This is a genomic window from Agromyces sp. SYSU T00194 (assembly GCF_040496035.1).
GTDB lineage: Bacteria > Actinomycetota > Actinomycetes > Actinomycetales > Microbacteriaceae > Agromyces > Agromyces chitinivorans.
In genome coordinates this window covers 1,504,895-1,523,325 of sequence record NZ_JBEPJZ010000001.1, presented here as the reverse complement: position 1 = coordinate 1,523,325, position 18,431 = coordinate 1,504,895, and the positions used below count along the sequence as shown (strand labels likewise).

Annotated in this window: 15 protein-coding genes; 5 read left to right on the top strand and 10 right to left on the bottom strand. The window is 71.4% G+C overall.

Annotated features, from left to right (window positions below):
• Positions 1–143 precede the first annotated feature (143 nt).
• Positions 144–6,356, bottom strand: coding sequence for a pullulanase-type alpha-1,6-glucosidase (pulA, locus tag ABZK10_RS07065; protein ID WP_353808468.1), 6,213 nt, complete (start codon positions 6,354–6,356; stop codon positions 144–146).
• Between the two features lie 349 nt (positions 6,357–6,705).
• On the opposite strand from pulA, the gene ABZK10_RS07060 reads away from it, so the two are divergent.
• Positions 6,706–7,344, top strand: coding sequence for a hypothetical protein (locus ABZK10_RS07060; protein WP_353808467.1), 639 nt, complete (start codon positions 6,706–6,708; stop codon positions 7,342–7,344).
• Between the two features lie 24 nt (positions 7,345–7,368).
• On the opposite strand, the gene ccsB is transcribed toward ABZK10_RS07060, so the two are convergent.
• The 5 genes from ccsB to ABZK10_RS07035 all read right to left on the bottom strand — a co-directional run bounded on the left by ccsB (position 7,369) and on the right by ABZK10_RS07035 (position 12,488).
• Positions 7,369–8,490, bottom strand: a complete 1,122-nt coding sequence (ccsB, locus tag ABZK10_RS07055) for a c-type cytochrome biogenesis protein CcsB (RefSeq protein WP_436408495.1) — start codon at positions 8,488–8,490, stop codon at positions 7,369–7,371.
• Between the two features lie 223 nt (positions 8,491–8,713).
• Positions 8,714–10,516: a cytochrome c biogenesis protein ResB gene (gene resB, locus ABZK10_RS07050; RefSeq protein WP_353808466.1), complete on the bottom strand. Its 1,803-nt coding sequence runs from the start codon at positions 10,514–10,516 to the stop codon at positions 8,714–8,716.
• Positions 10,500–11,255: a cytochrome c biogenesis CcdA family protein gene (locus tag ABZK10_RS07045; protein ID WP_436408494.1), complete on the bottom strand. Its 756-nt coding sequence runs from the start codon at positions 11,253–11,255 to the stop codon at positions 10,500–10,502. Before ABZK10_RS07045 ends, resB begins: the two co-directional genes overlap by 17 nt.
• 1 nt (position 11,256) lies before the next feature.
• Positions 11,257–11,844 (bottom strand): TlpA family protein disulfide reductase, encoded by a 588-nt coding sequence (locus ABZK10_RS07040; RefSeq protein WP_353808465.1) that lies wholly within the window; start codon positions 11,842–11,844, stop codon positions 11,257–11,259.
• A complete protein-coding gene (locus ABZK10_RS07035; protein WP_353808464.1) occupies positions 11,844–12,488 on the bottom strand; it encodes a histidine phosphatase family protein in 645 nt (214 codons plus the stop codon). Before ABZK10_RS07035 ends, ABZK10_RS07040 begins: the two co-directional genes overlap by 1 nt.
• Before the next feature lie 110 nt (positions 12,489–12,598).
• Between ABZK10_RS07035 and aspS the strand changes: the two genes are divergently transcribed.
• The 4 genes from aspS (at position 12,599) to ABZK10_RS07015 (ending at position 17,086) form a co-directional block, all read left to right on the top strand.
• A complete protein-coding gene (gene aspS / locus ABZK10_RS07030; protein ID WP_353808463.1) occupies positions 12,599–13,942 on the top strand; it encodes an aspartate--tRNA(Asn) ligase in 1,344 nt (447 codons plus the stop codon).
• Positions 13,943–13,984: 42 nt separating this feature from the next.
• On the top strand, positions 13,985–15,268 hold the full coding sequence (locus tag ABZK10_RS07025; RefSeq protein WP_353808462.1) for an ion channel protein: 1,284 nt from the start codon (positions 13,985–13,987) through the stop codon (positions 15,266–15,268).
• 73 nt (positions 15,269–15,341) lie between these two features.
• Positions 15,342–16,595, top strand: a complete 1,254-nt coding sequence (locus ABZK10_RS07020) for a cation:proton antiporter (RefSeq protein ID WP_353808461.1) — start codon at positions 15,342–15,344, stop codon at positions 16,593–16,595.
• A gap of 80 nt (positions 16,596–16,675) precedes the next feature.
• Entirely contained in the window at positions 16,676–17,086 is a 411-nt protein-coding gene (locus tag ABZK10_RS07015; protein WP_353808460.1) for a PLDc N-terminal domain-containing protein, read from the top strand.
• 83 nt (positions 17,087–17,169) lie between these two features.
• Here ABZK10_RS07015 and ABZK10_RS07010 read toward each other — a convergent pair whose 3' ends face one another.
• From ABZK10_RS07010 to ABZK10_RS06995, 4 genes are all read right to left on the bottom strand, one after another.
• Entirely contained in the window at positions 17,170–17,457 is a 288-nt protein-coding gene (locus ABZK10_RS07010) for a glutaredoxin family protein (RefSeq protein WP_353808459.1), read from the bottom strand.
• Positions 17,458–17,525: 68 nt separating this feature from the next.
• On the bottom strand, positions 17,526–17,624 hold the full coding sequence (locus tag ABZK10_RS07005; protein WP_003792170.1) for a 30S ribosomal protein bS22: 99 nt from the start codon (positions 17,622–17,624) through the stop codon (positions 17,526–17,528).
• Positions 17,625–17,721: 97 nt separating this feature from the next.
• Complete coding sequence (locus ABZK10_RS07000; RefSeq protein ID WP_353808458.1) at positions 17,722–17,916, bottom strand: helix-turn-helix domain-containing protein; 195 nt, start codon at positions 17,914–17,916, stop codon at positions 17,722–17,724.
• A 15-nt stretch (positions 17,917–17,931) separates the two neighbouring features.
• The gene (locus ABZK10_RS06995; RefSeq protein WP_353808457.1) at positions 17,932–18,384 is read right to left on the bottom strand and encodes an ArsR/SmtB family transcription factor; all 453 of its coding nucleotides are present in this window, start codon (positions 18,382–18,384) and stop codon (positions 17,932–17,934) included.
• Between the last annotated feature and the right edge of the window lie 47 nt (positions 18,385–18,431).

Genomic DNA, 18,431 nt, shown 5'->3' with positions numbered 1-18,431 from the left:
GCTGCGTTCCCAGGTGGGATACCGCAGCATTTCGACGGGTCTCGGCCCTGGAAGGTGGGAGACCCGTCAGAAGACTGCGTTCTCAGGTGCGAGAGTGCAGCCTTTTGACGGGTCTCGCCGGGGTGCACGGCGTGCGGGGGGGGTCAGGGGCGAGCGGCTCCGCGTGACGCGCGGTGGGCGCGGAGGCGCGGGGCGACGACGAGCGCGGCACCGGCGAGCGCCGCGAGCGCGAGGAGCGCCGCGAGGGCGGCCTGGGTCGGCGTGAGGCCGAGTGGGCCGAGCACCTCGAGCGCGGACACCGCCTCGATGCCCGAGCCCACGCCGACCAGGCGCACGTGGTGCTCGCCCGCCGGCAGGTCGGCCGGGATCGCGATGTGCGCGGCGACCGTGCCCTGCGCGTCGGCGACCCTCGCGGCGACCAGCTGCGGGGTCGACTCGACCCACACCTGCACGAGTTCGCCGGGCGCGAAGCCCGAGCCGGTCACGGCCAGGCCGTCGCCGGGCTGCACGGCCGCCGCGCCGATCCGCGCCGAGGGAGACTGCACGGTCGGGCCGGTCGCGCCGTTCGCCGCGGTCGAACCACCGGTCGCACCCGCGCCGCCGTTCCCGGCACTCGCGCCGGGGCCGGTCGGCTGCTGCGCCTCGACGAGCACCGCGGCGGTGCGCGCCGGGAGCGTCAGCGTGCCGCTCTTCGCCTTCCACTTGGTGTCGAGCACGACCTCGTCGGCGCCGTTGCGCAGCGCCTTCGCGAGCTTGAAGTCGCGGCCCGCGAGCCCGTCGACCTGCTCGGTGATCGCCTCGGCCGAGGCGTTGAACACGACCAGCGCGCCCTTCGCCGCGGGGTCGACATCGTCGCCCACCAGGTCGTCGATGAGCATCACGATGAGCCCCGGCGTGGCATCCGCCCCGCTGTTCGGGAACGACACCTTCTGCTCGATGAGCTCGGCCGAGCCGAGGCGCAGCAGGCCGACCTCGGAGCGCACGCGCAGCAGGTCGAGGGCGGATGCCTCCGCTGCCGCGATGTCGTCGGCCGTCGGCTTCAGCGCCGGGTCGGCGAGCAGCCCCTCCATGACCTCCCAGTGGTCGGCGTTGTCGGCCTCCATCGGCAGGCCCGACCCGAAGGTCGACTCCTGGCCGGTCCAGTCGATGCGGTTGAACCAGTCGCCCGAGTCGTAGCTGTTGCGGTCGAGCGACTTCGAACGCAGCAGCTCGGTGCCGGCGTGCCAGAACGACGGGCTCTGCGAGTACGCCACCGTCGCGAGCGACAGGGTGTTCATGCGGATGCGGTCGGCCATCGAGGTCTCCTGCGGCAGCTTCAGCACGCCGAGGTCGAACAGCGTCTCGTTGTCGTGCGCGTCGACGTAGTTGATGGTCTCGTCGGGCTGGTCGGCGTAGCCGGCCGGCGAGCCGTTGTAGTCGACCTCGGCGCCCGTCTTGAGGACCCCGTCGGAGCCGACGAGCTCGATGCCGCGCAGGTTGCCGGCGAGGCCGACCTTCACGAGGTCGGTCTGCTGCCCGAGGTCTCGGATGCCGTCGCGCACGGGCAGGCCGTTCGGCTCGCCTGCGAGACCGGTGCCGAAGCCCTGCTCGTACTTCGAGTCGCCCGCGACCGGGCTGCCGCCGTGCACGCCGTCGCGCAGGCGGTCGTTGAAGGTGGCGATGCCGGTGCCGCCGAGCTGGCCCTGCGTGGCCTGCTCGAACCGGGCGTTGTCTGCGACCTCGCCGAAGTTCCAGCCCTCGCCGTAGAGGAACACGGCCGAGCCGTCGACGCCGTCCTCCGCGAGCGTCAGCTCGTCGAGGGCCGCGCGGATCGCCGCCATGTTCGCGGTCGAGTGGTGGCCCATCAGGTCGAACCGGAACCCGTCGACCCTGTACTCGCTCGCCCACAGCACGACCGAGTCGACCATGAGCTTCTGGGCCACGGCGTGCTCGGTCGCGACGTTCTGGCAGCAGGTCGAGGTCTCGACGTCGCCGGTCGCGTTCAGGCGCTGGTAGTAGCCGGGCACGACCCTGTCGAGCACCGAGCGCTCGCCCTGGCCCGACTCGGCGGTGTGGTTGTACACCTCGTCGAGCACGACCTGCAGGCCCGTGGCGTGCAGGGCGCCGACCATCTCGCGGAACTCCGCGACGCGCGCGCCGCCGTCGGGGTCGACCGCGTAGGAGCCCTCGGGCGCCATGAAGTGGTACGGGTCGTAGCCCCAGTTGAAGCCGTCGAGGTCGCGGATCGCGGCGATGCACGCCTGCTGCTCCGGCGAGGCCGGGCCGAACGACTCGAGGTCGCAGTCGGGGGTCGCCTGCTGGTCGCGGCGTTCCTCGATGGTCGCGATGTCGAACGTCGGCAGCAGGTGCACGGTGGTGATGCCCGCGCCGGCGAGCTGCCGGAGCTGCTCGGTGCCCGCGCTGTTGCGCGTGAAGGCGCGGTAGGTGCCGCGCTCGTCCTCGGGCACCGTCTCGTCGGTGATCGAGAAGTCGCGCACGTGCAACTCGGTGATGGCGCGGTCGACCGCCCGCTCCACGACCGGCGCCGGGGTGTCGGCCCAGAGGGCGGGCTCGAGCGACGGGTCGTCGAGGTCGACGACGACCGTACGGGCCGAGTTCACCGTGAGCGCGGCCGAGTACGGGTCGGTCACCGAGTTCTGCTCGATCGCACCGGTGGTCGGTGCGTAGACGTCGACGAGCCAGCGGTACTCGCTGCCCGTCGCGATCGGCGAGCCGGTCGCCGACCAGACGCCGGTGGCGTCGTCGAAGGTCGCGGGCACCACGGTGGGCTCGCCCCCGGCACCCGACGCCCAGACCTGGGCCGACACCTGCTGCGCGGTCGGCGCCCACACCGAGAGGGTGACGTCGCCGCCGTCGACCACGGCACCGAGCGGGGCGGATGCCACTGCGTCGGCGTACAGGTCGTCGAGCACGCCCGGCAGCTGCACGCCGGTGAACGCGGTGAGCGCATCGCCGTCGCGCTGGGCGACCTGCAGCTGCTCGGTCACGAGCGCTGCGACGTCGGCGCGGTCGAGGCCGACCGGGCGCAACGCAAGGTGGCTCGCGAGGTGCGGGAATGCCGCGGCGAGCTCGTCGCCGATGCCTGCGGGGTCGACCTCGAGCGCGACCGGCTCGCCGCCGCCCGTGACGGCGGAACCGTCGACCGCGAGGCCGGCACCCGGCGCGTGCTCGAGGGTCCAGGCCAGGTCGGCCGCGTCGGCACCGCCGAGCAGCGACTGCGGCCATGCGAGCGTCTCGGCGTCGAGCCAGTACGCGCGCTCGGCACCGACGCCCTGGAGCGGCGGGTCCTCGACGACGATCTCGAGCACGTGGGTCTCGAGCGTGTAGCGGAAGACCACGAGCTTGCCGGTGGTCGCGCTGAAGGTGATGTTCGGTCCGTTCTGCACGCCGTCGGCGCCGTAGTTCACGTCCCAGCCGAGGCCGTGCGCGACCTTGACCTGGTAGGTGCCGGTCGGCAGCTGGTCGGTCGAGAACTCGTAGACGCCGTCCTTGTCGCCGTCCTGTACGAACGTGACCATGCACTGGGGCTGCCAGTCGCCCGGGCAGCCGAGCGCGCTCTGCAAGTCGCCGGGCAGCGTCACGATCGGACCCTCGGCGGTCGACGAGAACACGTTGGTGCGCGGGTCGAAGTAGAACGTCACCGGCCCGCCCTCGGTCGTGTAGACCACGTTCGGCCCGTTCTGCTCGCCGTTCGCGCCGTAGTTGAGGTCCCACCCGCCGTTGATGGCGACCTTGTACTGCCAGGTGCCGGCGGGGATCTCGAACGTGCCCTCGTAGACGCCGTCGGCGCGCTCGGTCAGCGCGGCGATCTCGCAGCCCGGCTGCCAGTCGCCCGGGCAGCCCATCTCGGAGTTGTGGTCGCCGGGGATGGTGACGAGGTCGATGCCGGTCTCGGGCTCCTCCTCGACGACGAGCGAGACGGCGTTGCCGACCGAGGCGTAGGTCGAAGCGGCCGCGCGGTTGCCCGCGGCATCCGTCGACACCGCGCGGTACTCGACGAGCGTGCCGTTCGCGAGCCCGTCGGTGTCGTGGAACACGCGGGGCGTGGTGTCCTCGGCCGTACCGAGTGCGGTCCACTCGTCGGAGCCGGCCACGCGCCAGGAGAAGCTCGTCTCCTGCCAGACGTCGGCGACGGTCGCCGCGACCGGCGTGCTGCCCGTGACGCCGGCGCCCGCCGACGGCACGTCGACCGAGATGGCGGCCGCCGCGTCGGGCGCGGTGACCTGTCGGTCCGCCGCCCACACCACTGCGCCGAGGGCGGGCACGGTGACGGATGCCACGCCGGCGGCGTCCGCCGTCACGGCCGCGCCGTCGCCGTAGAGCACCGAGAACTCGCCGCCGTGGGTGAGCGTCGGGATCTCGACGGACTGGTCGGTGTCTGCGTTGTTCACGGCGACGAGGTACTCGACCTGCTCGTCGCGGTCGACGCGGCTGAACGCGTAGACGCCCTGGCCGTCGGCCACGTAGCGCTCGATCTGCGCGCCCTGGTCGAGCGCGGGGTGGGCGTCGCGCAGTGCGGCGAGCGCTGCGATGTGCGCGTACAGCGGAGCATCCGTGTCGTACCGGTCGACGCTGCCCGCCTGCTCGCCGGTCACGAGCGTCTGGTTCGCGTACTCGTCGACCTGCGTGGCGAAGAGGGTCTGGCGGGCGTCCTTGTCGCCGCCGGTGCCCGCGAAGCCCTGCTCGTCACCGGAGTAGACGACCGGCTGGCCGCGGGTCAGGAACATGAGGTCGTGCGCGAGCTCGTCGCGTTCGAGCGCCGCACCGGAGTTCGCGAGGAAGTACCCGACGCGACCCATGTCGTGGTTGCCGAGGAAGGTCGGCAGCGCCGTCGACGACGAGTCGGGGGTCGTGTACCGGTCGTCGCCCGCGAACAGCGACTGCAGGTTGCCCGCCGAGCTGCCCGCGGCGAAGCTCACCGCCTGCTGCTGGAAGGTGAAGTCGAGCACCGAGTTCATGTCGGTGTCGCGGATGTACGGGGCGAGCTTGGCCGGGTCGGCGTCGTAGACCTCGCCGAACATGAAGAAGTCGGGCTTGCCCGCCGCGTGCGCGTAGTCGAGCACCTCGGTGGTCCAGGTCTCCCAGAACTCGAAGTTCACGTGCTTGGCGGTGTCGATGCGGAAGCCGTCGATGCCGAGGTCGACCCAGTCCTGGTACACCTCGACGAAGCCGTTCACGACGGTGGGGTCCTCGGTCATGAGGTCGTCGAGGCCGACGAAGTCGCCGAACGTGACCGACTCGCCCTCCCACGTCGAGTCGCCGCGGTTGTGGTACACCGTCGGGTCGTTGAGCCACGCCGGCACCTTGAGGTCGGCCTCCTCCGGCGCGATGACCGGGGTGTACGGGAAGCTCGTGGCCGGGTCGAGGTCGGGGAAGTCCGCGCTGCCGGCGATGGCGCTCGGGTCGAACGGGGCGCCCGAGGCATCCGTGTAGGGGCTCGTGGACTTGTCGACGTAGGAGTACTGGCCTTCCGCGTACGAGATCACGTCAGCGGTGTGGTTCGTGATGATGTCGAAGTAGATCTTGATGCCCTTGGCATGGGCCTCGTCGATGAGCGCCTCGAGCTCGGCGTTGCTGCCGAGGTGCGGATCGATCTGCGTGAAGTCGGTGATCCAGTACCCGTGGTACCCGGCGCTCGCGTTCGCGCCCTCGCCCTGCACGGGCTTGTTCGTGAAGCTCGGCGTGAACCAGATGGCGGTCGTGCCGAGGTCGGCGATGTAGTCGAGCCGGTCGCGGATGCCCTGGATGTCGCCGCCGTGGTAGAAGCCCTTGTCGGTGGGGTCGAAGCCGTGGTCGAGGCGGTCGCCCGCGATGCCGGCGGTGTCGTTCGTCGCGTCGCCGTTGGCGAAACGGTCGGTCATGACGAAGTAGAAGGTCTCGTCGCTGCCGGGCTGGCGCGCGGGTGCGGCGACGAGGGCCGCATCCGTCGCCTCGTCGTAGCCGGCCCGCGTGCTCAGCAGCTCGAGGCCCACGCGCTTGGCCTCGTCGTCGAACAGCACGCGCACGTCGGTGTCGCCCGCGACCGTGAGCGGGATGTTGTCGCCGCCGCCGTCCAGGCCCCACGAGTCGGCCCAGTCGTCGTTCGCGGCGACCTTGACCTCCCAGGTGCCGGCGGGCACGGTGAACTCGGCCGCGTACACGCCGGGGGTGTCGGTGGCGGCGAGCTCGGTCGCGTCGCACTCGGGCTGCCAGTCGCCGGGGCAGCCGAGCTCGCTCTGGAGCGAGCCGACGAGGGCGAACGTGTCGCCCTCGGCGGAACTCGCCGCGGTCAGGGGAACGACGGCGAGCACGGATGCCGCGAGGGCCCCCGTGATGCCTGCGGCGAACCATCTGCGAGCGCGTGCCCGTTGCGTCATCTTCGACTCCCGATTCCCGGCACTCACGACGTGCCGACGACATTGGGAGGGACGCTAGCGCGGGTGCGGCAGTTAATGCAAGCGCTTCCACTTTTCATGGCCCGCTTCGTGATCAAGGTGCAACACGGTGCAGAAAGATGGCGCTCCCAAGGTGAGAATGCCTCGCAAGCGCTTGCGATCAGCTCGTGCCCGTGACCACCCGCGCGTCCGAGACCCGTCAAGAAGCTGCACTCCGGGCGCTGGGAACGCAGGAGTTCGACGGGTCTCCGCCCGCGGCGGCGCGGGTGTGGGCAGTCGGCGCGGGCGCGACACCCTGCCGGTACGCTGTCACGCGTCGAGAGGAGCCACCGTGCGCAACCCATCGCCGCTCATCCCCGCGCTCGCGGTCGCCGCGCTGCTGCTCACCGGCTGCACGGGCGGCGGAGCGGATGCCCCCGAGGAGGACGTCTCGGCCACCGTCGATGGCAGCGGGGCGAGTGCCGCCGACGCGCCGGCCGACGGCGACGGGGACGCGTCCGGCGAGGCCGAGGGCGACCTCGGCGGCGACTGCCTGGTGGGCGACTGGGTGCTCTCGGAGTCCGACCTGCAGGCGTACTACTCGGTCGTGGGCGCCGCGAGCGGCATGGACATCACCGTCGACGGCACGTCGGGGCTGCGCCTCACGGCCGACGAGTTCACGTACACGCCCGACATGGTGCTCACGCTCTCGTTCGACGGCGCGACCGCGGTCGGCACGATCGGCGGGAGCCTCAGCGGCGACTACGCCACCGTCGACGGCGTCATCACGACCACGAGCGAGGTGCACGACCTCATCGCCGACGTGACCGTCGACGGCACCCCCATCGGCGACTCGTCGCTGGCGAACGAACTGCTCGCCTCGTCGCCCGTGAGCAACGCGCCCTACGACTGCTCGGGCGCGAGCCCCGTGATCGAGTTCGACACGGGCGTCGACGGGCGCGTGCCCGTGGCGCTGCTGCCCGCGGGCTGACGCCCGCTCAGCGGCATCCGCGGGTCACAGGCCCGAGTAGGCGTGCAGGCCCTTGAAGAACAGGTTCACGACGGTGAAGTTGAACAGCACCGCGGAGAAGCCGATGATCGCCAGCCACGCCGATCGCGACCCGCGCCAGCCGCGCGTCGCGCGCGCGTGGATGTACCCGGCGTAGACCACCCAGATGATGAAGGTCCACACCTCCTTGGTGTCCCAGCCCCAGTAGCGGCCCCATGCGGCCTCGGCCCAGATCGCGCCCGCCATGAGCGTGAACGTCCAGAGGATGAAGCCGATGATGTTCACCCGGTACGCCAGGCGCTCGAGCTGGTCGGCGTCGGGCAGCGTCGCGAGGAACGATCGCTTCACCGACGTCGCCGTCTCGAGCAGGGCCTCGCGGCGCGACTGCATGAGCTGCACCACCGAGAGCGCGAAGCCGAGCGCGAAGAACCCGACGCCGGTCGTCGCCACGAACACGTGGATGACCAGCCACGCCGACTGCAGCGCCGGCGGCAGCGGCACGACGCTCACGTAGAAGTTCACGGACGCGAGGCCGAGCAGCACGAGCACGAGTCCCACGACGAACGTGCCGAGGAAGCGCAGGTCGAACTTCGAGAACAGCAGCACGCCGAGGTACACCGTGACGATCACCAGCGTGCCGGTCATCGCGAACTCGTACATGTTGGCCCACGGCACGCGCTCGGCGGCGATGCCGCGCAGCACGGTCGCGGCCAGGTGCAGCGCCCAGCCGATGACGGTGAGGGCGACGGCCACGCGCAGCGACGGCGAGCGGCCGTAGGCCACGGATGCCGCGGAGCCGGCCGGTACGTCGGAGTCGGTGGATGCCGCGGTGGGAGTCGATGCCGCCGCGCCGGTCGATGCCGCCACGCCGGTCGATGCCGCGGAGCCGACGGATGGTGCGGCAGCATCGCCCGCTCCCGCCGCGGTCGCGGCGCTCGCACGGCCCGCGAGCGCCCGCTCGCGGCGCTCGGACGCGGTGCCCGCGGTCGCCGCCGTGGTGGTCGCCGTGCCGGCCGCGGCCGAGCGACGCGCGAGGTCGAGCGCGTACGCGATGAACGCGAGCGCGTACACGGCCATGGCCGAGGAGAGGGAGAGCACGGAGTACTGGTCGAGCGTCACGGCAACCACCTTACGTCTGCGCGTCTGTGCGCGCCCTGTCGGAGTCGGCCGCGGGCGCCTCGCTCGCGCCCCCCGATCGCGTCTGAGGGCCGTTTCTTCGCCTGAGGGCGAAGAAAATGGCCCTCAGACGAAGAAACGGCCCTCAGGCAGGTTTCCCGGTGGCGGGCCGGCGGGCCGGAGCGACGCGCGGGGAGGACGACGAGCCGCAGGGCGGAGCGGCGCGCAGGGGGCGTCACGAGCGGGGGGCTGCGCCGAGGGCGCCGGCATGGCGATCGGCGAGGTCGGCGACCGCGTCGGCGAGGCCCGGGTCGTCGCCGCGGGCGAGGCCGGCGTACTCGAGGCGCACGGTGCCGGCTGAGGCGTCGCCGCCGGCGCCAGTGCCGGCGCCAGTGCCAGTGCCAGTGCCGCCGGCACCGGCGTCGGCGCCGGCGCCGGCGCCGGGCGTGCCGCCCGAGGCATCCGTCGCCTTGACCCACACGCGACGGCGCGGGATGAACAGCGACGTCATGAGCCCCGCCAGGGCGAGCAGCGCGAAGACGAGCACCCAGCCCTGCGTCGGGTCGTGGTGGATGTCGAACGACGCGAAGCGGAGCACGCTCTGCGAGGTGTCGCCGGAGGGCGTTCCGGCGGGCGAGGCGTCGACGAACTCGACCGTGCCGAGCCCGTCGGGCAGGTCGGCCGACTCGCCGGGTGCGAGCTCGATCGAGTCGACGCCCGTGTCGCCGCCGGTGAGCTGGGTCATGTCGTCGGTGTCGAGCGCGTAGACCGAGGTCGGCACGCCGTCGTCGATGCCGAGGTCGCCCGCGTACACGTTCAGCGTGAGCACCGGGTAGAAGAGGTCGGGATAGGTCGACGTGTAGGCGCCCGTCGTCAGCACGTCCTGCGTCGGGTAGAAGAACCCGATCATGCCGAGTTGCTCGTCGAGGCCGTCGGGCACCTTGATGACGCCGAGCGAGGTGAGGTTCGCGTCCTGCGGCAGGAAGGGCACGGCGTCGGTGAACACCTCCTCGCCGTCGGCGTCGCGCACCGTGATGGTCGGCGCGTAGCCGTTGCCGAGCAGGTAGATGTCGGTGCCGTGCGCGCGCAGCGGCGCGTTGACCTTCACCTCGCCGGTCTCGGGCTCGCCGTCGCGGGCCTGCACGCTCACCGACGCGGTGAAGTCGATCGGCTGCCCGAGCGCGTCGACGTTCTCGGTCTCGTACACGGCCTCGAGGTCGTCGAGCCCGAGGCGGTACGGGTCGAGGGTCGTGTCGTCGAAGAAGCGTCCCGGGTTGAACGAGTCGTACGAGGCGAGCGTGTTCACGAACGACTGCCCCTCGACGAGCACGCGCTGGCCGGCGAATCCGAACCCGCCGCCGACGGCCACCGTCACGAGGATGCCGACGAGGGCCGAGTGGAACACCAGGTTGCCCGTCTCGCGCAGGTACCCGCGCTCGGCGGAGACGGATGCGACGGGGCCAGCGTCGTACCGCTCGACCCGGTAGCCCGACTGGCGCAGCATCCGCTCGGCCGCATCGACCGCGTCGGCCGCGGTGCCCGACGCCCGGCGCTCGGTGAAACCGGCGAGGCGCGACAGCCGCACCGGGGTCTTCGGCGGGCGGGCGCGCAGCGCGTCGAGGTGGTGCTTCGTGCGCGGGATCACGCAGCCGATGAGCGACGTGAACAGCAGCAGGTAGATGGCCGAGAACCAGACCGACGAGTAGACGTCGAACATCTGGAACGAATCGAGCACGGGCGCGAGGTCGGGGTTCTCGACGAAGTACTGGGTGACGCCGTTCGGATCGCTCGAGCGCTGCGGCACGAGCGAGCCGGGCACCGCGGCGATCGCGAGCAGCAGCAGGAGCAGCAGCGCGGTGCGCATGCTCGTGAGCTGGCGCCAGGCGAAGCGCAGCCAGCCGACGGGCCCCAGGCGGGGCTGGGTGACGGATGCCCCGGGGCGGGGCGCGGGCTGGTCGACGTGGTCGCTGGGCCGCGCCACGTCGGGCGCGTCGGTCGCGGCTCCCCCGCCGCGCACGTCGTCAGATCGGGAGGTCATAGCCGGTGATCACCGCCTGGAGGTCGTACATCCACGCGTTCCAGACGCCGGTGACCATGAGCAGGCCGATCACGATCAGCAGCGCCCCTCCGATGATGTTCACGACCCGGATGTGCCGGCGCAGGAACGCCAGCGACCCGGTCACCCAGCCGAAGCCGAGTGCCACGAGCAGGAACGGGATGCCGAGGCCGATGCAGTAGGCGAGCCCGAGCAGTGCGCCCCGCCCGACCGACGCGGAGTCTGCGCTCAGCGTCAGCACGACGGCGAGGGTCGGGCCGATGCAGGGCGTCCAGCCGAGGCCGAACACGATGCCGAGCAGCGGTGCCCCGGCGAGTCCGGTCGCGGGTCGCCACGACGGGCGCAACGTGCGCTGCAGGAACGTGAACTGCCCGATGAAGACGAGCCCCATGACGATCAGCACCACCCCCGCGATGCGGATGATCAGGTCGGACCAGACCTTCAACCACACGCCGAACGCACCCGCGACGGCGTTGAAGAGGAGGAACACGAGCGTGAACCCGGCGATGAACAGGAGCACGCCGAGCACGAGCCGGCGACGGTTGGCGCGCTCGGTCGAGGCGTCGGCCGAGGCATCCGCGAACCCGCCGACGTAGCCGAGGTACCCGGGCACGAGCGGCAGCACGCACGGCGAGAGGAACGAGACGAGCCCGGCGGCCACGGCGATCGGGATCGCGACGAGCAGCTGGCCGTTGAGGACGACCTCGCCGATGCCGCCCACGTCAGGCGCCCTCGTCGAGCACGTCGTCGACGATCGTCTGCAGGTTCGACCGGTTGAGCTGGCCCAGGATGCGCGCGGCGATGCGGCCCTCCGCGTCGAGCACGAGCGTGGTCGGCACCGCGTTCGGGGGCACGTCTCCCGCGAACGCGAGCTGCACGGCGCCGTCGTTCGCGTCGACGATCGACGGGTAGGTGATGCCGTAGTCCGACTCGAAGCTCGCCGCGGTCGGCGCCTGGTCGCGCACGTTGACGCCGAGCACGCTGGCGCCCTCGCCGGCGTACTGCTCGCTGATCGCCTGCAGGTCGGGCGCCTCCGCCCGGCACGGGGCGCAGCCGGCGTACCAGAAGTTCACGATGACGACCTCGCCCGCGTAGTCGTCGGAGGAGACCGGCTCTCCCTCGATCGACTCGCCCGCGAACGCGACCGGCTCGCCGCGCTCGCCGGGCGCGATCTCGGAGATCGTGCCGTCGCCGGCGATGTAGTTCTTGCCGCTGCCGTCGCGGTACTGCTCCGCGAGCGGGTCGGAGCCGCAGCCGGCCAGCACGACGACGGATGCCGCGGCGAGCGCCACGGCCGCGAGACGGCGCATCACACGGCCCCCACGTCGGTCGCGGCGACGGCCAGCGGTGCGGCCGGGTCGCGGTAGCCGACCTCGACGAAGCGGCCGCCCCGACGCTCGAACGTCGTGATGCTCGACAGCGCGCACCGGCGGCGCCGCGGGTCGTGCGACAGGCGGCTGCCCGTGACGCGACGGTGCACCATCCAGATCGGGAGCTGGTGGGAGACGAAGACGACGTCGCCGGACTCGGCGGCGTCGGCGGCATCGGCCATCGCGGCGACCATGCGGTCGGCGATCGAGCCGAACGGCTCGCCCCAGCTCGGCTCCCACGGGTTGACGAGGAACGGCCAGTTGCGCACGTCGCGCAGCGCACCGCCCGCGCCCGTCATGCGCTTGCCCTCGAAGCGGTTGGCGGGCTCGATCACGCGCTCCTCGAGCACGGGCTCCAGGCCGAACGCCGCCGAGATCGGCTCCGCCGACTGCTGGGTGCGCTGGAGTGGGGACGCGTAGAGGGCGGTCGTCGTGCGTCCGCGGGCGAGGAGGTCGTCGGCGGCGGCCTGCGCCATCTGGCGGCCCAGCGACGAGAGGCCGTAGCCGGGGAGACGGCCGTAGAGCACGCCCTGGGGGTTGAAGACCTCGCCGTGGCGCACGAGATGGATCTGGTCGGCCGGCACGGCACCCAGTCTAGGCAGCGCGTTCCCATGAGAACGCCGAGAATGCGCGGGCAGCAGGCGGCGGGCGCACCCGTTCGGCGCACAGGCGCGCGCGGGTAGGATGGTCGGCCGTGAGCACCCGCACCCTCGTCAAGCACCTCGCCGCCCTCGAGGACGGCCCCGTCAGCGTCTCCGGATGGGTCGAGACCGTCCGCGACCAGAAGAAGGTGCAGTTCGTCATCCTGCGCGACGAGTCGGGTGCCGTGCAGCTCGTGAACCCGGCCGTGCGCGAGCTCGCGGAGGACGCCGCGCCCGAGGCATCCGCCCGCCTGGCCATCACCGAGCAGATCTCGGCGCTCGCCCACGGCTCGTTCGTGACCGTGACCGGCGACCTGAAGCACGACGAGCGCGTCAAGCTCGGCGGGCTCGAGGTGAAGATCGGCACGCTCGAGGTCGTCACCGAGGCGCTGCCCGAGACGCCGATCGCCGCCGACTCGAGCCTCGACAAGCGCCTCGACTGGCGCTTCCTCGACCTGCGCAACCCGAAGCAGGCCCTCATCTTCAAGATCCAGACGACGCTGCTGCACGCCTGGCGCAGCTACTGGGTCGAGCGCGGCTTCGTCGAGATCCAGACCCCGAAGCTCATGGCCTCCGCCTCGGAGTCGCGCGCCGAGCTGTTCGAGATCGAGTACTTCGACGGCAAGGCGTACCTGGCGCAGAGCCCGCAGTTCTTCAAGCAGATGGCGCAGGTCGCCGGCTTCGGCAAGGTCTTCGAGGTCGGCCCCGCCTTCCGCGCCGACCCCTCGTTCACCTCGCGGCACGCCACCGAGTTCACCTCGGTCGACGCCGAGATGAGCTGGATCGACTCGCACGAAGACGTGATGCAGATGCACGAGGAGCTCCTCGTCGCCGGGTTCAGCGCGGTCAAGGAGCGCCACGGCGACGAGATCGCCGAGCTGTTCGACGTCGAGGTCACGGTGCCGGCCACGCCGTTCCCGCGCATCCCGCTCGCGCGCGCCAAGGAGATCGTCGCCGAGCGCGGGTACGTCGTGCCCCGCGAGGACGAGGACATGGACCCCGAGGGCGAGCGGCAGATCGCGGCGTACGTGAAGGAGGAGTTCGGCCACGAGTTCGTGTTCCTCACCGACTACGCCTCGAACATCCGGCCGTTCTACCACATGCGCCACGAGGGCGACCCGACGCTCACGAACAGCTACGACCTGCTGTTCAACGGCGTGGAGATCTCGACCGGCGCCCAGCGCGAGCACCGCGTCGACGTGCTCGTCGCCCAGGCGAAGGAGAAGGGCCTCGAGCCCGAGGAGCTCGAGTTCTACCTCGACTTCTTCCGCTACGGCGCCCCGACCCACGGCGGGTTCGGCATGGGGCTCGCGCGCGTGCTGATGCTCATGCTGCACGAGGCGTCGATCCGCGAGGTCACCTACCTCTTCCGCGGCCCGACGCGCCTGCTGCCCTAGCCGCTAGTCTGACCCCCGAGGGCGAACCTGCGGGGAGGACGCATGGCCGAGGAGACGGCGGCTGCCGAGGTGCCCGACGGTACCGGGAGGTCCGACCCGAAGCTGCTGCTGCAGCTGTCGATCCCGGCGATCGTCATCGGCATCGGCTCCGCGCTGGTACTGGCGGCCCTCGACCTCGTCTCCGAGTGGGTCGACCGGTTCTTCTGGGACCTCGTGCCCGGCTGGGCGGGCGTCTCGGGCGACGATCCGCTCTGGATCATCGGCGTGCTCACGCTCGCCGGCCTGCTCACCGGGCTGATCGTGCGCTTCATGCCGGGGCACGGCGGAGAGGACCCGGCGGCCGAGTCGCTGTTCCCGTCGCCGATGGCGATGTCCGCGGTTCCCGGAGTGGCCCTCGCGGCGATCATCACGCTGTCGATGGGCGTGAGCCTCGGCCCCGAGGGGCCGACCCTCGCCATCAACATCGCGCTCGCGGCCTGGGCGGCCAAGCGGTTCCTGCCGCAGCTGCCCATCGGACCGCTCACCGTGATCGTCGTCGCCGGCACCGTGGGCGCGCTGTTCGGCTCGCCGGTCGGCGCGGCGCTGCTGGTCACGAGCGTCGCGATCGCGGTGCCCTCGAAGCGCCCGCTGTGGGACCGCATGTTCGCACCGCTCATGGCCGCGGCCGCCGGATCGATCACGATGCACTTCCTCGGCTCCTACGGGCTCTCGGCCGGCACGCCCTCGTACGATGCGCCGGCGGCGATCGACTTCCTGTGGGGCGTGCTCGTGCTGCTCGCCGCAATCGCGGCCGGACTCGCCCTCGTCTACGGCCTGCGGCCACTGCACCGCATGTTCCACGCGCTGCGGAACCCGATCATCCCGCTCACGATCGGCGGGCTCGTCCTCGGGCTGCTCGGCGCGATCGGCGGCCCCATCACGCTCTTCAAGGGGCTCGAGGAACTGCAGGAGCTCACGAAGGACGCCGCCGAATACGACGGCTGGCAACTCGCGGGCATCGTGCTCGTCAAGATCGTCGCGCTGCTCATCGCCGCCGCAGCGGGATTCCGCGGCGGACGCATCTTCCCGACCATCTTCATCGGCGGCGCGATCGGCATCCTCGCGGTCGCGCTCGTGCCCGCGATCCCGCTGCCGGTCGCGATGGCCGCGGCCGTGCTCGGCGTCTGCCTCGTGGTGGTGCGCGACGGCTGGCTGTCGCTGTTCATCGCGATCGTGGTCGTCGGCGACATCGCCCTGCTGCCCATGCTGTGCGTGCTGATCCTCCCCGGCTGGCTGCTCGTCGCGCGCCTGCCCGAGATGCGGGTCGAGGAGGAACCGGCGGGCTGAGGCGGCATCCGCTCGCGGGTCGCGACGCGCGCGCCATCGACACGACCGCCGCCGCTCCGGCAGAGTAGCGAGGGTGGAACTCCTCCTCGTCTTCGCCGTCGTCCTGCTGGTCGCGATCCTGATCTCGGGACTCGCGCACCGCACCGTGCTGTCGACGACCGTGCTGTTCCTCGTCGCGGGGTTCCTGGTCGGCGACGGCATGGCCGGGTTCGTGCACTTCGACACGGACGACCCGACCGTGGAGATCATCTCCTCCCTCGCGCTGTTCGTCGTGCTGTTCACCGACGGCCAGCAGGTCGGCCTCCGCGAGCTGCGCGAGGCGTGGCGGCTGCCGGGTCGTGCGCTGCTGCTCGGGATGCCCCTGACCTTCGTCATCTCGGCGCTGCTCGGCGTCTGGCTGGTCGGCCTGGACTGGACGCAGGCGCTGCTCGTCGCCGCGGTGCTCGCGCCGACCGACCCGGTGTTCGCGTCGGCGATCGTCGGGCGCGGCGAGATCCCGTACCGGGTGCGGCACCTGCTCGGCGTGGAGTCCGGGCTGAACGACGGCCTCGCGCTGCCGGTCGTGCTGTTCCTCATCGCCGCGGTCGGCGGGCCCGACGCCGAGCCGCTCCAGCTCCTCGAGGAGCTCTCGCTCGGCATCGTCGTGGGCATCGTCGTGCCGCTCGTCGTCAGCTGGCTCGTGCGCCGGCGGATGTTCTCGCGCACCCCGCTCTACGCATCGCTCACGCCGGTCGCGGTCGGGCTGCTGGTGCTGGGCATCTGCGAGCTCACCCACGCGAACCTCTACCTCGCCGCCTTCGCCGCGGGCATCACGATCGCCACCGCCGCACCCGAGATGCGCGAGGCGTACCGCGAGTTCGGCGAGCAGTTCACCGAGCTCATCAAGCTGCTCGCGGTGCTCATGTTCGGCGCGCTCATCTCGCCCGCGTTCCTCGCGGACGTGCCGCTCGGCGGGTACGTGTTCGCGATCCTCCTGCTGATCGTCGCGCGGCCGGTCGCCGTCGAGGTCTCGCTCATCGGCAGCGGCATGCCGTGGCAGGAGCGGCTCACCGCCGCGTGGTTCGGGCCCAAGGGGTTCGCGTCGGTGCTCTACGGCATCCTGGTGCTGCAGTCGGGCGCGCCCGACGCCGACGCGATGTTCCACATCATCGTCGTCGCCATCGTCATCTCGATCGTCGCGCACTCCTCGACGGACGTGCCGATCGCGGGCTACTTCGCCCGCCGGTACCGCGAGGAGTCACGCGAGCCGGCGACCACGGCGGATCCGCATCAGGACGCGGCGGAACCGCCGGGCGATGCATCCGACGACACCGCCCCGCGGTCGTAGACGCGGCGCCGCCAACCGCGCTACGGTCGGGTCTGGGCGGGGGACCCCACCCCCGACGCATACTCCGTGAAAGGTTCGTAATGAGCTTCTGGGAATCGTTCTGGGACATCATCTGGGTGTCGTTCGTGATCTTCATCTGGATCGCCTACCTGATGGTGCTCTTCACCATCCTGGTCGACATCTTCCGCGACCACGAGCTCAGCGGCTGGTGGAAGGCCCTCTGGATCATCTTCCTGATCTTCGTTCCCCTCCTCACCGCGCTCGTCTACCTGATCGCCCGCGGCCCGAGCATGGCGAAGCGGCAGGCCGCGCAGGTCAAGGCCGCGCAGGACGCGCAGGAGTCCTACATCCGCCAGGTCGTGACGCCGACGAGCGCCGCGGACGAGATCGCGAAGGCGAAGGCGCTGCACGAGGCCGGCACCATCTCCGACGCCGAGTTCGCGCTCCTCAAGGAGAAGGCCCTCAAGCCGGATTCGAACAACGTGGCCTGACCCGGCCGCGCGAACCACGAGGGGCGGTGCCGACGTCGGCACCGCCCCTCGTCGCGTTCCCCCGCGGCGACCCGGACGCCCGGCTACGCGCGCTCGAGCAGGGCGGCCTTCAGCCGCACCGGGTCGACGCGCCAGTGCGCGTGCTCCTCGCCGTCGATGAGGAGCACCGGGATCTGCTCCCAGTACCGCTCGCGGAGCGCCTCGTCGTCAAGGATGGACGACTCCTCGTAGGCGAGGGCCGGCCCGTCGGGCAGTGCCGCGACCTCGTCGCGCACCGCCTGCACGACCTCGCGCGCGTCGTCGCAGAGGTGGCAGCCGGGCTTGCCCAGCAGGGTGATGCGGATGCCCGTGGCGGGCGCGTCGGTGCTCATGGAACCCACCTTAGACAGCACGAAGCCCCGGGCCGTTCGGCTCGGGGCTCGGGCGCAGTCGCGGGCGACTACTTCTTGTTGCGGCGCTGGTGGCGCGTCTTGCGAAGGAGCTTGCGGTGCTTCTTCTTCGCCATGCGCTTGCGACGCTTCTTGATCACAGAACCCACGGATTACCTCACAGAACGTTCGGGGTCGGCCGGGCGTGCCGCGGCCTCGGGCGAGATGCCTCGGGATAGTCTAGCCGATTCCGCCCGAGACGGGCGCTCAGGCGCGGTCGGCGACGCCGTGGTGCACCGCGTCGACGACCGCGGACTCCGGTACGCGGAACGACCGCCCGAACCGGATCGCCGGCAGCTCACCCGCATGCACCAGGCGGTATACGGTCATGCGCGACACTCGCATGATGGCAGCGACCTCCGCCACGGTGAGGAACCGCACGTCCGCCAGTCCACCCGACATCGCCGATCGTCTCCCTCAGGACTTGAGCTTCTGCGTGGCGCCCTTCACGGCGGTGCTGGCGCGCTGCGTCGTCGACGTGACCTGGTGGGCGGTCTCAGCCCACGCCTTGCCGAGCGCCTCGGCGAACGCGCGCTGCTCGGTGCGCAGGGTCTCGACCGCCAGTTCGGCCACGCGACCCGCGTCCTCGCCCGACACGAAGGGGTAGAGCCAGTCTTCGATCGCCTCCAGCGGCTCGGCGACGAGGTGGTAGTAGCGGTGCTGGCCCTCCTCGCGCACCAGCACCAGACCTGCCTCGCGCAGCACCTTCAGGTGCTTGGAGACCGTCGGCTGGCTGAGTCCGAGCGCGGCGACGATGTCGGAGACGCTGAGCTCGCCGACCCCGTCTCCCGCGGTCTCGGCCCGTTCACGGAGCACGCCGAGAATCTCTCGCCTGGTCGAATCCGCCACCACGTCGAAGATGTCCGCCATGGGTCAAGGCTAGTCATTCCCGTTCAGGAGTACCATGACTCACCGGT